The organism is Streptomyces sp. NPDC037288, from assembly GCF_055603265.1.
Window position 1 is genome coordinate 83,748 of the sequence record NZ_JBVJVY010000033.1, and the last position, 14,136, is coordinate 97,883.

Here is a 14,136-nt window from a genome sequence, read left to right on the forward strand (position 1 = left end):
CCTGGGTACCGGCGCAATGTGCCGCCGTCAAGGGCGGGGGGCTCCGCCGGTTCGGCCGATTCCTCGGGCGCGACGCCGATCCGCGTGCGCGCCACTGGGGCCTGGCCCTGGGGCCGTTGCCCCCAGTCCCCCGCTCCGGCCCTGACGGGCCTCGCCCTCAAGCCCCGGACGGGCTGCATGGACCCGGTCGGCCCTTGGGAACTGACGGCATGCGAAAGGGCCCGCTTCCGTTGCCGGATGCGGGCCCTCTTCGAGGCGGTCCTGACGGGATTTGCTGTGTCTGATTGCGGCTCCGCCGCGGGCGCGGGCTCCGCCTTGGTGGGGTGGCCGGGTGGTGCCGGCCGACACGCGAAGGGCCCGCTTCCGTTGCCGGATGCGGGCCCTTCTTCGATGCGGTCCTGACGGGATTTGAACCCGCGGCCTCCACCTTGACAGGGTGGCGAGCACTCCAAACTGCTCCACAGGACCAGGTTTCGCGGCGCTCGGCTTGCTGCGTTGCGCTGCGAGAAGAGACTGTACAGGAGGTGGGCCCGCCTGGTCGAACTCACCCTCTGTATGCGCTCGGTTACGGAACGGCGGCGTCGATCGCCTTGACGATCCGCTTGTCGGAGACGGGGTACGCGGTGCCCAGCGCGTGGGCGAAATAGCTGACCCGGAGTTCCTCGATCATCCAGCGGATGTCCAGGACCTGCTGCGGCACCGGGCGGCCCTGGGGGAGCTGCTCCAGGAGCCAGGCGTACTCGTCCTGCATCTCGTGGACCTTCTCCATGCGGGTGGTGTCCCGCTGGACCCCCGTCGGCATCTGCTGCAGGCGCCGGTCGGCGGCCACCAGGTAGCGCATGAGGTCGGGGAGGCGTCGTATGCCCGCCCACGTCACGAAACCGGGCTTCACAAGGGCGTCCAGCTGCTTGCGGACGTCCGTCAGGTTTGCGAGGAGCACGGGGCTGCTCGTGGCCTTCAGACGGCGCTCACAGGCCTGCCAGGCCGCGAGGACCTGCTGCACCTGGGCGACCGCACGGACCGTCGTGTCGACGATCTCCGCGCGCACCTTGTCGTACAGCTTCCGGTACGACTCCTCGTCCCACACCGGGCCACCGAAGTCCCCGATCAGCTTGTCCGCCGCCGCCATCGCGCAGTCGTCGAACAACGCCTGGACGGAGCCGTGCGGGTTCGCGGACAGCGCCAGCTTCTGGGCGTTCGTCAGCTTGTCCGACGCGAACTTCGCCGGGTTCACCGGGATGTTCCGCAGGATCAGGCGCCGGGTGCCCTTCCACATGGCCTCGGCCTGTTCGGCCTCCGTGTCGAAGAGCCGCACGGACACCGTGTCGCCGTCGTCCACCAGCGCCGGGTACGCCTTGACGGGCTGGCCGGCCCGGCGCGTCTCGAAGACCCGGGTCAGCGTGCCGATCGTCCAGTCGGTCAGCCCCTTGCGCTCCAGTGACTCGCCGCCCTCGCGGGAGGCCGTCGCCGCTGCCGCCTGCGAGAGCGCCTTGCGGGCCTTCGGTTTCAGGCTCAGCTTCAGCGCCTCCAGGTCCTTGTCCTCGGCCAGCTTCCGGCGCCGCTCGTCGACGATCCGGAAGGTGATCTTGAGGTGGTCGGGGACCTTGGACCAGTCGAAGTCGTCCGCCTCGAAGGGGACGCCGACCATCCGCTTGAGCTCGCGGGCCATGGTGACCGTCAGCGGCTCCTGCAACGGCACCGCCTTCTCCAGGAACGCCTTCGCGTAGTTCGGCGCGGGCACGTAGTTGCGGCGGATCGGCTTCGGCAGCGTGCGGATCAGCTCCGTCACGACCTCCTCGCGCAGGCCCGGGATCTGCCAGTCGAAGCCCTCGTCCGTGACCTGGTTGAGCACCTGGAGCGGGATGTGGACCGTCACACCGTCCGCGTCCGCGCCCGGCTCGAACTGGTACGTCACCCGGAACTTGAGCTGCCCCTGCCGCCAGGAGTCCGGATAGTCGGCCTTCGTCACCGCCTCCGCCGACTCCCGGATGAGCATCTCCCGCTCGAAGTCCAGGAAGTCCGGCTGCTCGTGCCGCTTCCGCTTCCACCAGGAGTCGAAGTGCGCGCCGGAGACGACGTGTTCGGGCACCCGCTGGTCGTAGAAGTCGAAGAGCGTCTCGTCGTCGACCACGATGTCCCGGCGCCGCGCCCGGTGCTCCAGCTCCTCGACCTCACTGAGGAGCTTGCGGTTGTCGGCGAAGAACTTGTGGTGCGTACGCCAGTCGCCCTCCACGAGCGCGTTGCGGATGAACAGCTCGCGGCTCGTCTCCGGGTCGACCCGGCCGTAGTTGACCTTCCGCTGGGCGACGATCGGGACGCCGTACAGCGTGACCTTCTCGTACGCCATCACGGCCGCCTGGTCCTTCTCCCAGTGCGGTTCGCTGTACGTCCGCTTGAGCAGGTGTCCGGCCAGCGGCTCGACCCACTCGGGCTCGATCTTCGCGTTGACCCGCGCCCAGAGCCGACTCGTCTCCACCAGCTCGGCCGACATCACGAACTTGGGCTGCTTCTTGAACAGCGCCGAGCCCGGGAAGATCGCGAACTTGGCGTTGCGGGCGCCCAGGTACTCGTTCTTGCTGCCGTCGCGTACGTCCTTCATCCCGACATGGGAGAGCAGACCGGCGAGGAGCGAGACGTGGACGCGGTCGGCCGGGGCGTCCGCCTCGTCGAGATGGATCCCCATCTGCTTGGCGACCGTCCGCAGCTGGGTGTAGATGTCCTGCCATTCGCGAATGCGCAGGAAGTTCAGGTACTCCTGCTTGCACATCCGGCGGAAGGAGCTGGAGCCGCGCTCCTTCTGCTGCTCGCGGATGTACCGCCACAGGTTGAGGTAGGCGAGGAAGTCGCTGGTCTCGTCCTTGAAGCGGGCATGCTGCTGGTCGGCCTGGGTCTGCTTGTCGGCCGGGCGCTCGCGCGGGTCCTGGATGGACAGCGCGGCGGCGATGACCATCACCTCGCGGACACAGGCGTTCTTGTCCGCTTCCAGGACCATGCGGGCCAGGCGCGGGTCGACGGGCAGCTGGGCGAGCTTGCGGCCGGTGTCGGTGAGCCGCTTGCGCACGTCCTTCTGTGTCGGGTCCAGCGCGCCCAGCTCCTGGAGCAGCTGGACACCGTCACGGATGTTGCGGTGGTCCGGCGGGTCGATGAACGGGAACTTCTCGATGTCGCCGAGGCCGGCCGCGGTCATCTGCAGGATGACGGAGGCGAGGTTCGTCCGGAGGATCTCGGCGTCCGTGAACTCCGGCCGGGCGAGGAAGTCGTCCTCGGCGTACAGCCGGATGCAGATGCCGTCGCTCGTCCGGCCGCAGCGGCCCTTGCGCTGGTTGGCGCTGGCCTGCGAGATCGGCTCGATCGGCAGCCGCTGGACCTTGGTGCGGTGGCTGTAGCGGCTGATCCGGGCGAAGCCGGGGTCGATGACGTACTTGATGCCGGGGACGGTGAGGGAGGTCTCGGCGACGTTGGTGGCCAGAACGATCCTGCGCCCGGTGTGCGGCTGGAAGACCCGGTGCTGCTCGGCGTGGGAGAGCCGGGCGTACAGCGGCAGCACTTCCGTGAACCGGTACTTCTTCTTCTCCAGCGCGTCCGCCGTGTCCCGGATCTCCCTCTCGCCGGAGAGGAAGACGAGGATGTCGCCCTGGCCCTCGGCCTGGAGTTCCTCGACGGCGTCGCAGATCGCGGTGATCTGGTCCCGGTCGGCGTCGTCGCCCTCCTCCTCCAGAAGGGGCCGGTAGCGCACCTCCACCGGATAGGTCCGGCCGCTGACCTCGATGATCGGGGCGTCGCCGAAGTGCCGCGAGAAGCGCTCGGGATCGATCGTGGCCGAGGTGATGACGACCTTGAGATCCGGCCGCTTGGGCAGCAGCTGCGCCAGGTAACCGAGCAGGAAGTCGATGTTGAGGGACCGCTCGTGGGCCTCGTCGATGATGATCGTGTCGTAGGCGCGCAGCTCGCGGTCGGTCTGGATCTCGGCGAGCAGGATGCCGTCCGTCATCAGCTTGATGAACGTGGCGTCCGGGTTCACCTGGTCGGTGAACCGCACCTTCCAGCCGACTGCCTCGCCGAGCGGCGTCCTCAGCTCGTCCGCGACCCGCTCGGCCACGGTCCGGGCGGCGATACGGCGGGGCTGCGTGTGCCCGATCATGCCGCGCACGCCACGGCCCAGCTCCACACAGATCTTCGGGATCTGCGTGGTCTTTCCGGAACCGGTCTCACCGGCGACGATGACGACCTGGTGATCGCGGATGGCCGCCGCGATCTCGTCCTTCTTCTGGCTGACCGGCAGCTGCTCGGGGTAGGTGACGGCGGGCACGCGGGCGCGCCGTTCACCGATCCGTTCCTCGGCCCTGCCGATCTCGGCCTCGATCTCGGCGAGGACGGCGGCGCGGGCCTCCGGCTTACGGATCTTGCGCGCGCCCTCGAGCCGCCGGCCGAGGCGCTGCGCGTCGCGCAGCGACAGCTCGGTAAGACGGGGGGCGAGGGTGCCGAGGGCGGGGGCGGGATGCGTAGACATACGCGGTCCAGGATCTCACCCCCCAGGAAAAACACGCGAACGATTTGACGGGGGTCCCGCAGCGGCCTCATGGGCCGCGCAGAACTGCGCGGCGCCGTCCACCTCGGCGTGCACGGACTAGGGGGTGCCCTGGGCGGGTGGTGGCGGGGTCGGCGTGGTGCCGTGTTGCTGCCGGGACCGGGCGCCGTTGCCGAGGGCGAGCGACCGCGCGGTGTTGGAGACGGCCTTGATGCCCAGGTAGGCGGTCGTCATGCTGCTGACCGCGGTGAACGCGGCGGTGAGGATGCCGACGATCACTCCCTTGTCCCCGTTGAGCCGCCATACCCCGAAGATCGCGACACCGGCGATCGCGAGATTGCTGATGACGACCGCCAGCAGCCCGTACCGAGCCCGGTCCTTCTCCAACTCGGTGTCGTGTGCGGCGCTGCCCTGGTCCTGACTCATCGTCCCCCACCTCGCAGCTCGACGATCCGCGTATCCACCTGCGTACGGTCGTACCCGCGCCGGACGATGTCGAAGGCGGGCGGCGTGTCGGCTGCCGTACCCGCGGCCAGTCCGGCCAGATAGGCGTCCACCTGGGCGCGGTCGTAACCACGCCGAGCGATGTCGAAACCCCGGAAGTCGTCTGCCACAGATGCCCCCCTGCAGGCCTGCGCGGCCCAGCCCCGTACGACGAAGGCCCCGTGCGCTGAACGGGGCCTTCTGGCTGGGGCCGGGGTCGAACCGGCGACCTTGCGCTTTTCTGGCCGCGTCCAGGTGGGGCGCAGCCTGATCATAGGGGTCGTCGGTGACGGCCGACAGTCGTGGTGGTGCGCCACTGTCGGCGTACGGGTTGGCGTAGCCCGGCGGCAGCCGTCTCGCTGTTCACGCGGGTTCGGACTGGGCGGACACGCAGGGCACCAAAAGTAAAGCCTTGGCCATTGGTTCATGTCATGATCACGAGCAGCTAACCTCCCTCTGGCAGGACCAATGCCATGCGAACCATCAGCGTCATCACCGCCGTACACAACGGCGGCCACCACTTCATCGGCGACACCTATGAATCCCTGCGCGAACAGAAGCTCCCGGACGACTGGCAATGGGAATGGTGCGTGCAGGAGGATGGCACCTCGGGTATCCCTGCGAACAGCCTGCCCAGTGACCCCAGGATCACATTGGGGACAGGGCAGCCAGCGCGCATTGCGGTGACACGTACACACGCCCTTGCGCGCGCCACAGGAGACCTGATCCGGACGCTGGACGCAGACGATGTACTGCTGCCTGGCGCGCTGGAGCGGGACATCGAGACCCTGGAACGCGTTCCGTGGTGCGTATCCGCCTGCATCGACCTCCACGAGGACGGGAGCACCGCGCCGGGACCCTACGACCCTGCGGGCGGCCCCTTGGAGCCCGCCCGCTTCTATCGCGAGGTGCTGGAACACCGTCTGTCGGTTCAGGCGACCACATTCGCCGCTCACCGTCGCCTGGTGCTCGCGCTGGGCGGCTGGCAGGCATTGTCCGGAGCCGAGACAGTTGCTCTGCTCCTTGCCGCGGAAGCCGTGGCACCTGGTGAGTTCATAGCCGAGCCGAGCGTCCTTTATCGCAAGCATCCCAAGCAGACGACCGCATCGAATCACTACTGGGAACCGACTGAAGCTGCCACTCGGATCGACGCGCTCATACAACGCGCCAGCGTCCTGCGGGAGTCAGGTTGGGCGTGGCAGTAGGTACGACCCGCTGTACGCGCTCTGCTTCGCGATCACCGGACTCGGCTGTCTCGCTCCTGCTCGACCTGGGTGTTCCGCCTCACACCGTCCGGCGGATCGTGGGCCATGGCGACATCGGGGTGACCATGAAGTTCTACGCCCATGCGTCCCTGGACGAACAGCGGAAGGCACACGAAAGAGCCCCTCTCCAGTGATGTTGGAGAGGGGCTCAAGCCCTGGTGAGGGCGGCTGTGGCTGGGGCCGGGGTCGAACCGGCGACCTTCCGCTTTTCAGGCGGACGCTCGTACCAACTGAGCTACCCAGCCACGGTGTTTCACGTGAAACACCAGCGGTCCTGACGGGATTTGAACCCGCGGCCTCCACCTTGACAGGGTGGCGAGCACTCCAAACTGCTCCACAGGACCAAGCGTGCGTGCAACAGTGTCGCACACGGTATTGCGTGCCCCCAACGGGATTCGAACCCGTGCTACCGCCTTGAAAGGGCGGCGTCCTAGGCCGCTAGACGATGAGGGCTATCGGCCCGCCTGGGCGCTTCTCAGCGCGTCGGGGACGTGAGAAGCATATGGGATGGCGGGGGGTATCGCCAAAACGGTTTACGGCGAGGGCGTCGAAGAGGTGCGCGAGGGGGCCGTCGGGCCGGGTGTGGTGCCCGGTTGCTCGCGGTGGTGCCGCCGGCCGGGGGCGTCATCGGCCAGGTGGCGGCTGACCTCGGCCGTCGTCTCCCCCAGCCCGCCCAGTTTGATCGCGTCCCAGGCCTGCAGGCGGCGGCTGTCGCGGTCGAAGTAGAGGATCGAGGCCTCGATGGGAGCGGGGTACTCGCGCTCCACCGCACGCAGCCCGCTTCCGCCCGTGGAGCCCTCCATGCGCAGCCGGGTGCCGTAGGGGAGCATCTCGTCGCCTTCGTGATGCAGATGGCCGCACAGCACCAGCGGCACCTCGCCGTCCGTCTCGCGGGCCGCGGCGGGCTCATGCGCGATCGCGACATCGACCGGCTTGCCGGCCGCCCGCTGGTCGCGCAGGGCGCTGGCCAGCCGGTCGCCGGCCAGTTGCTCGGCCGCGTCTCCGCCCGGCTCCACCGAACGGTCGGGGGTGAACTGGGGGTCGCCGATGCCCGCGAAGCGCAGGCCCGCGATGGTCTGTGCGCGTCCGTCGTCCAGGACGTGCACGTTCTTCATCCGCTCCAGATAGCGCTGGGTGGTCCGGGAGTCGTGGTTGCCCCGCACCCAGACGTAGGGCACCCCCAGGTCCCGGACCGGGTCCAGGAAGCCGTTCTCCGCCGCCGTGCCGTGGTCCATCGTGTCGCCGGAGTCGACGATCACGTCCACCTTGTACTGCTCGACCAGCGAGGCGATGATCTTCCAGCTCGCCGGGTTGAGATGGATGTCCGACACGTGCAGGACCCGGATGGTGGAGGGGTCCGGCTGGTACGCCGGCAGCGTGGAGGTGACGTCGTAGAGCTTCGTCACGTTCGTCACCAGGCGGGCCAGCTCCTGCTGGTAGACGTCGAAGTCGGTGACGATGCTGCGCGCGTTGCCGACCACCTGCGGCGCCGAGCTGAGCAGTCCGGAGAACCTCGGCTCGAGGATCGACTTCGGGTTCCAGGTGGCGTACGCGCTCGCCCCGGACGCCGCCAACAGGGCCAGGGCGAGGCCGCCGGCGGCGAGGGCCCGGCGGGGGCTGCGGTAGACGGCGAGGCCGAGGGCCGTGGCACCGGCGACCACGGCGACACAGGAGCGTACGGCCAGGTCCAGCGTGCCGTGCTCGACGTCCTTGGCGACCTCGTCCTGGAGGCCGGAGATCCGCTCGGGGTGGTCGACCAGGGCCTGGGAACGGAGCGGGTCGAGCTGGTCCACGTTCACGTCCAGGCGGACCGGTGCCACATGGCTGTCCAGGGAGAGCGCACCCAGCGGCGAGATGTTGATCCTCGTGCCGCCGGTGAGCGACGGGCGCAGCGCCATCGTCGTGTTCATGGGCCCGACCGGGGTCCGTACGTTCCCCACGATCAGCAGGCCCAGCCAGGCTCCGAGCAGGACGACGGCCGTGAGGCCGAGGGCGCTGAGCCAGGGGCGGGGGCGGGGGCGCAGGGCGAGCTCCGGGGCGCGCAGCGGGCGGCTGCCGGGGCGGGCGGTGCGCATGCGGTTCCTCATCGTGCGGAGTGCTGCGACCGGGACGCGGACCATTGGTGCCGTATGCCCACGGCCCGGGGCGGATATGCGGATATGCGGCCCCTGCCGGCCTCGTACGGGCCTCGCCCGGCCCGTCGGGGACGCTCCGGGGAAGCCCCTCGTGCCGGACAATGACCGTGTGCTGGAGATGACGCGCGAGGAGTTCGAGGAACTGGTCGCCGAGGCGCTCGACCGGATCCCGCCGGAGTTGACGCGGCTCATGGACAACGTGGCGGTGTTCGTGGAGGACGAACCCCCCGCCGACGACCCGGAGCTGCTGGGTCTCTACGAGGGGACACCGCTGACCGAGCGCGGCGAGTGGTACGCGGGGGTGCTGCCGGACCGGATCACGATCTACCGGGGGCCCACGCTGAGGATGTGCACCAGCCGCGAGGACGTCGTCGCGGAGGCCGAGGTGACCGTGGTGCATGAGATTGCCCACCACTTCGGCATCGACGACGCCCGCCTGCACACGCTCGGCTATGGCTGAGGGCGGGCGAGGCGGGGTGGTGGGGGGGCGTCACGCTGAGCCTGGGTGAGCGTGGGTGAGCGCGGGGCTGGGCGTGGGCCGGCGTGAGGCCGTGGGGGGATGGGTGTGGCGCCGAGCGTGGGGTCGGGTGCGGGCGGCGGGCGGGTGTGGGGCTGGGCGGTGGATGCGGGTATGTGGCTGATCGGTGACGCCTGTGGGGATGCGGGTGGGCGCGTGTCCTCTTGTGGGTAGCGGGAGTTGGGGAGGTTGACTCCTTTCCTCGCCTCCGGAGGTGGCCGCCGTGCGCCCCTTGCCCGTACCCGTCCGGCTCACCGTCACGGTGTTGGCCCTCGCCGCTGCCGCCGGCTGTGTGAACGTGGGTGACGCCGCGGGCCCGGTCAGGCCCTCGCACTCGGCGGGGCAGCGCGGCGGGAAGGCGCCCGACGGCGGCCCGGTGGTCGGTGCCGGTGGCCTCGGTCACAACGGCGCGGCGGTCGACGGCAAGCACGGGCACGGCGGCAAGCCGAAGCCGGAAGAGCGGGCCTCGGCGTCGCCCACCCCGTCCGGCGAGGGCAGCGCCACCGCGACCCCGGCGAAGCCCCGCAAGCCCACGGATCCCGTGGACCCGGCGCCGACCAAGGCCCCGCCGCCTCCGCCGGTCACCTCCGCTCCGCCCGAGCCGCCCCCGGCCTCCACCCCGCCCCCGGCGACCTCCGAGCCACCGTCGGCCGAGCCGTCCTCCTCGGCGCACGAGGAGACCGGACCGCAGCTCGTCCAGCGCGAGCCGGCGCCCACGGCCGGCGCACCGGCGTGAAGGGCCGAGCGGACGACGAGCCGGGCCACGGGCGGCGAGCAGACCCGCAGTTGCCGTGCTGACCTGCAACGATGGGGCTCGGTTTGCCTTCAGGGGTGGTGGGTGCGTATGGTGGTAGATCGTTTGATCCCATTTGCCCGGCGCCACCACAGAGCGCGCCGTGTGGCGCGTACTCTCCTTTGCCGTGGCGGACCGCATTGAGGCGGTCGTGAGCGAATCACGGAGTTGACGGGCGCGTGCCGAAGAGACTCCGGAAGGTTTCGCATTCGCATGTCCGTGTCCAGTGTTGATCAGATCGTCGTGTCCGAGAACGAGATCGAGAACGAACTCGTCGACGTGACGACCGAGGTCACCGAGGCCCCCGAGGCCCCCGACACCACCCCCCAGACCACCTTCGCCGACCTCGGCCTCCCCGAGGGCGTTGTGCGCAAGCTCGCGCAGAACGGCGTGACGACCCCCTTCCCGATCCAGGCCGCGACCATCCCGGACGCCCTGGCCGGCAAGGACATCCTCGGCCGGGGCCGCACCGGCTCCGGCAAGACCCTCTCCTTCGGTCTGCCGACCCTGGCCCAGCTGGCCGGCGGACGCACCCAGAAGCACAAGCCCCGCGCGGTCATCCTCACCCCGACCCGCGAGCTGGCCATGCAGGTCGCCGACGCTCTGCAGCCGTACGGCGACGTCGTCGGCCTGAAGATGAAGGTCGTCTGCGGCGGCACCTCCATGGGCAACCAGATCTACGCCCTGGAGCGCGGCGTCGACATCCTCGTCGCCACCCCCGGCCGCCTGCGCGACATCATCAACCGTGGCGCCTGCTCCCTCGAGGACGTGCAGATCGCCGTCCTGGACGAGGCCGACCAGATGTCCGACCTGGGCTTCCTGCCCGAGGTCACCGAGCTGCTCGACCAGGTCCCGGCCGGCGGCCAGCGCATGCTCTTCTCCGCCACGATGGAGAACGAGATCAAGACCCTGGTCGACCGCTACCTGAACGAGCCCGTGCTGCACGAGGTGGACGCGGCGCAGGGCGCGGTGACGACCATGTCGCACCACATCCTCATCGTGAAGCCCAAGGACAAGGCGCCGGTCACCGCCGCGATCGCCTCCCGCAAGGGCCGCACGATCATCTTCGTCCGCACCCAGCTGGGCGCCGACCGCGTCGCCGAGCAGCTGCGCGAGGCCGGGGTGAAGGCCGACGCGCTGCACGGCGGCATGACCCAGGGCGCCCGGACCCGCACCCTGGCCGACTTCAAGGACGGTTACGTCAGCGTCCTGGTCGCGACGGACGTCGCCGCGCGCGGCATCCACGTCGACGGCATCGACCTCGTCCTGAACGTCGACCCCGCGGGCGACCACAAGGACTACCTGCACCGTGCGGGCCGTACCGCCCGTGCGGGCCGTACCGGCACGGTCGTCTCCCTCTCCCTGCCGCACCAGCGGCGCCAGATCTTCCGCCTGATGGAGGACGCCGGCGTCGACGCGGCCCGCCACATCATCCAGGGCGGCGCCGCCTTCGACCCGGAGGTCGCCGAGATCACCGGCGCCCGATCCATGACCGAGGTCCAGGCCGAGTCCGCCGCCAACGCCGCCCAGCAGGCCGAGCGTGAGGTCGCCCAGCTCACCAAGCAGCTGGAGCGTGCCCAGCGCCGTGCGACCGAGCTGCGCGAGGAGTCGGACCGGCTGGTGGCCCGGGTCGCCCGCGAGCGCGGCGAGGACCCCGAGGCCGCGGTGGCCGAGGCGCAGGCGACGGCGGCCGAGGAGCTCGCCGTGGCCCAGGAGTCGGCGGAGCGCGAGACCGAGCGTGAGGAGCGCCCGGCGGCTTCGGCGCCGTACGAGCGCCGGGAGCGGCGCGGCTTCGACCGCCGCGACGACCGTGGCGAGCGTAACTTCGAGCGCCGCGACGACCGTGGCGAGCGCGGCGACCGTGGTGGCCGTGGCTTCGAGCGGCGTGACGAGCGTCGCCCGTTCGACCGCGACCGGTCCTTCGAGCGCCGTGACGACCGTGGCGGCCGTGGTTTCGAGCGCCGTGACGACCGCCGCCCGTTCGACCGCGACCGCAGCGACCGCACTGACCGCGGTGGCCGTTCCTTCGAGCGCCGTGACGACCGTGGCGGTTTCGAGCGTCGTGACGACCGCGGTGGCCGTGGCTTCGAGCGCCGTGAGGAGCGCCGTCCGTTCGACCGCAGCGACCGCAGCGACCGCAGCGACCGTGGCGACCGCAGCGACCGTGGCGACCGCGGTGGCCGTTCCTTCGAGCGCCGTGACGACCGTGGCGGCTTCCGCCGGGACGAGCGCGGCGGGCACCGGGGCAGCGACCGTCCGTTCAACCGCGACCGCCGCGACGACCGCCCGGGCTTCCGCTCCGGCGGCCACGAGCGCCCCTACGGCCGCCGTGACGACCACCGTGGCAACGGCTCCTTCGGCCGCCGCGAGGACAAGCCGCGCTGGAAGCGCAACGGCTGACGCCACGGCTGAGTCCACGGCTGACGCCGAGTGACCCGACGAGGGCCCGTACGACTCCGGTCGTGCGGGCCCTTTTCAGTCACCGGGTGACGCATGTCACGCCTCCAGGGAGGGAATTGCTGGGGGCATGACAGAAGACGCGAGAGCGAACGGGACCCACGGCCTCTCGGACGAGGAGCGGCTGGCCCAGCTCGGCTACACCCAGGTCCTCGCCCGCCGGATGTCGGCGTTCTCGAACTACGCCGTCTCCTTCACGATCATCTCGGTGCTGTCGGGCTGCCTGACCCTGTATCTCTTCGGCATGACCACCGGCGGCCCCGCGGTGATCACCTGGGGCTGGGTCGTGGTGGGCCTGCTGACCCTGTTCGTCGGCCTCTCGATGGCCGAAATCTGCTCGGCGTACCCCACCTCGGCCGGCCTCTACTTCTGGGCCCACCGCCTTGCACCACCCCGCTCGGCGGCGGCCTGGGCCTGGTTCACCGGCTGGTTCAACGTGCTGGGCCAGGTCGCGGTGACCGCGGGCATCGACTTCGGCGCGGCTTCCTTCCTGGGCGCGTACCTGAACCTCCAGTTCGACTTCCGGGTGACACCGGGCCGCACGGTCCTGCTGTTCGCGGCGATACTCGTCCTCCACGGCCTGCTGAACACCTTCGGCGTGCGCATCGTCGCGTTCCTGAACAGCGTGAGCGTGTGGTGGCACGTGCTGGGCGTGGCGGTGATCGTCGGCGCGCTGGCGTTCGTCCCCGACCACCACCAGACGGCGTCCTTCGTGTTCACGCACTTCGTCGACGAGACGGGCTGGGGCAGCGGCCCGTACGTCGTCCTCCTCGGCCTGCTCATGGCCCAGTACACCTTCACCGGCTACGACGCCTCCGCCCACATGACCGAGGAGACCCACGACGCGTCCACGGCGGGTCCGAAGGGCATCGTCCGTTCGATCTGGACGTCCTGGATCGCCGGTTTCGTGCTTCTGCTGGGCTTCACGTTCGCGATCCAGTCCTACGACAGGGAGCTGACGTCCCCGACGGGCGCGCCCCCGGCCCAGATCCTCCTGGACGCACTCGGCGCCACGACCGGCAAACTCCTGCTCCTGGTCGTCATCGGCGCCCAGCTCTTCTGCGGCATGGCGTCGGTGACGGCCAACAGCCGCATGATCTACGCCTTTTCGCGCGACGGCGCACTGCCGCTGTCCCGTGTCTGGCACACGGTCAGCCCGCGCACCCGCACCCCCGTGGCGGCGGTCTGGCTGGCCGCGCTGGGCGCCCTGGCCCTGGGCCTGCCCTATCTGATCAACTCGACGGCCTACGCGGCGGTGACGTCGATCGCGGTCATCGGCCTCTACATCGCGTACGTCATCCCGACCTTCCTGCGCCTCCGCAGGGGCGCCGCCTTCGAACGCGGGCCGTGGCACCTGGGCCGGTGGTCGTCCCTGGTCGGTGCCGTCTCGGTGACCTGGGTCGTGGTGATCACCATCCTCTTCATGCTCCCGCAGGTCTCCCCGGTCACCTGGAAGACCTTCAACTACGCCCCCGTCGCGGTCCTGGTCGTCCTCGGCTTCGCGGCGGCCTGGTGGCTGGCGTCGGCCCGCCACTGGTTCCTCGGCGGGGAGCGGGCCGCCGCTGCGGAGCTGGTCGAAAAGTGACCATCCGGCCCGCTCCTCCCGTTCCGAACCCCACGCGACGCGGCCGGGTCACCGATACCCGATCGGAGACCCGGCCTCGTCCGGCTATGCTCGGACAGGCAACATCGCCTGGGCCCTTAGCTCAATTGGCAGAGCAGTGGACTTTTAATCCATTGGTTGTGGGTTCGAGTCCCACAGGGCCTACGGATGGTAGGCGGGGGTACGCCCTCTGACCTGCTGTGCAGCGCCCGGGCCGGCTTCGGTCGGCTCGGGCGCTGTGGCGTTTTCGGGGTTCTGTGCGAGGTCGTGGCGGCCACCGACAGCGCGCCGGGCCTGCTCGGCGCGCTGCTGGAGTTCCGGCCGGACCTCGCGGTCGTGGACATCAGGCTGCCGC

The 14,136-nt window shown here is 70.1% G+C and carries 9 protein-coding genes, 5 tRNA genes and 1 pseudogene; 7 read left to right on the plus strand and 8 right to left on the minus strand.

Annotated elements, in window-relative coordinates:
- Positions 1-393 precede the first annotated feature (393 nt).
- The 4 genes from ACZ7GZ_RS30430 to ACZ7GZ_RS30445 all read right to left on the minus strand — a co-directional run bounded on the left by ACZ7GZ_RS30430 (position 394) and on the right by ACZ7GZ_RS30445 (position 5,142).
- A tRNA-Asp gene (locus ACZ7GZ_RS30430) sits at positions 394-468 on the minus strand.
- Positions 469-565: 97 nt separating this feature from the next.
- Positions 566-4,510, minus strand: coding sequence for an ATP-dependent RNA helicase HrpA (gene hrpA, locus ACZ7GZ_RS30435; protein ID WP_471029039.1), 3,945 nt, complete (start codon positions 4,508-4,510; stop codon positions 566-568).
- Between the two features lie 117 nt (positions 4,511-4,627).
- The gene (locus tag ACZ7GZ_RS30440; protein WP_471029040.1) at positions 4,628-4,954 is read right to left on the minus strand and encodes a hypothetical protein; all 327 of its coding nucleotides are present in this window, start codon (positions 4,952-4,954) and stop codon (positions 4,628-4,630) included.
- Positions 4,951-5,142, minus strand: coding sequence for a DivIVA domain-containing protein (locus ACZ7GZ_RS30445; protein WP_471029041.1), 192 nt, complete (start codon positions 5,140-5,142; stop codon positions 4,951-4,953). Before ACZ7GZ_RS30445 ends, ACZ7GZ_RS30440 begins: the two co-directional genes overlap by 4 nt.
- A 342-nt stretch (positions 5,143-5,484) precedes the next feature.
- Between ACZ7GZ_RS30445 and ACZ7GZ_RS30450 the strand changes: the two genes are divergently transcribed.
- Positions 5,485-6,216, plus strand: coding sequence for a glycosyltransferase family 2 protein (locus ACZ7GZ_RS30450; RefSeq protein ID WP_471029043.1), 732 nt, complete (start codon positions 5,485-5,487; stop codon positions 6,214-6,216).
- Positions 6,217-6,447: 231 nt separating this feature from the next.
- On the opposite strand, the gene ACZ7GZ_RS30455 is transcribed toward ACZ7GZ_RS30450, so the two are convergent.
- The 4 genes from ACZ7GZ_RS30455 to ACZ7GZ_RS30470 form a co-directional block, all read right to left on the minus strand.
- Positions 6,448-6,521, minus strand: a tRNA-Phe gene (locus tag ACZ7GZ_RS30455).
- A gap of 24 nt (positions 6,522-6,545) precedes the next feature.
- Positions 6,546-6,620, minus strand: a tRNA-Asp gene (locus tag ACZ7GZ_RS30460).
- A 36-nt stretch (positions 6,621-6,656) separates the two neighbouring features.
- Positions 6,657-6,729, minus strand: a tRNA-Glu gene (locus ACZ7GZ_RS30465).
- Positions 6,730-6,809: 80 nt separating this feature from the next.
- Entirely contained in the window at positions 6,810-8,396 is a 1,587-nt protein-coding gene (locus ACZ7GZ_RS30470; RefSeq protein ID WP_471029044.1) for a metallophosphoesterase family protein, read from the minus strand.
- A gap of 124 nt (positions 8,397-8,520) precedes the next feature.
- Between ACZ7GZ_RS30470 and ACZ7GZ_RS30475 the strand changes: the two genes are divergently transcribed.
- The 6 genes and pseudogenes from ACZ7GZ_RS30475 to ACZ7GZ_RS30500 all read left to right on the plus strand — a co-directional run.
- On the plus strand, positions 8,521-8,871 hold the full coding sequence (locus tag ACZ7GZ_RS30475; protein WP_471029060.1) for a metallopeptidase family protein: 351 nt from the start codon (positions 8,521-8,523) through the stop codon (positions 8,869-8,871).
- A 280-nt stretch (positions 8,872-9,151) separates the two neighbouring features.
- Complete coding sequence (locus ACZ7GZ_RS30480) at positions 9,152-9,664, plus strand: hypothetical protein (protein WP_471029046.1); 513 nt, start codon at positions 9,152-9,154, stop codon at positions 9,662-9,664.
- Positions 9,665-9,934: 270 nt separating this feature from the next.
- Entirely contained in the window at positions 9,935-12,121 is a 2,187-nt protein-coding gene (locus ACZ7GZ_RS30485) for a DEAD/DEAH box helicase (RefSeq protein ID WP_471029047.1), read from the plus strand.
- Positions 12,122-12,248: 127 nt separating this feature from the next.
- Positions 12,249-13,763 carry an amino acid permease gene (locus tag ACZ7GZ_RS30490; protein ID WP_471029050.1) on the plus strand — a complete coding sequence of 505 codons (1,515 nt, stop codon included), beginning with the start codon at positions 12,249-12,251 and terminating at the stop codon, positions 13,761-13,763.
- A gap of 110 nt (positions 13,764-13,873) precedes the next feature.
- Positions 13,874-13,946 (plus strand) — tRNA-Lys (locus ACZ7GZ_RS30495).
- A gap of 3 nt (positions 13,947-13,949) precedes the next feature.
- A pseudogene (locus ACZ7GZ_RS30500) lies at positions 13,950-14,136 on the plus strand (hypothetical protein); the annotation flags it as partial.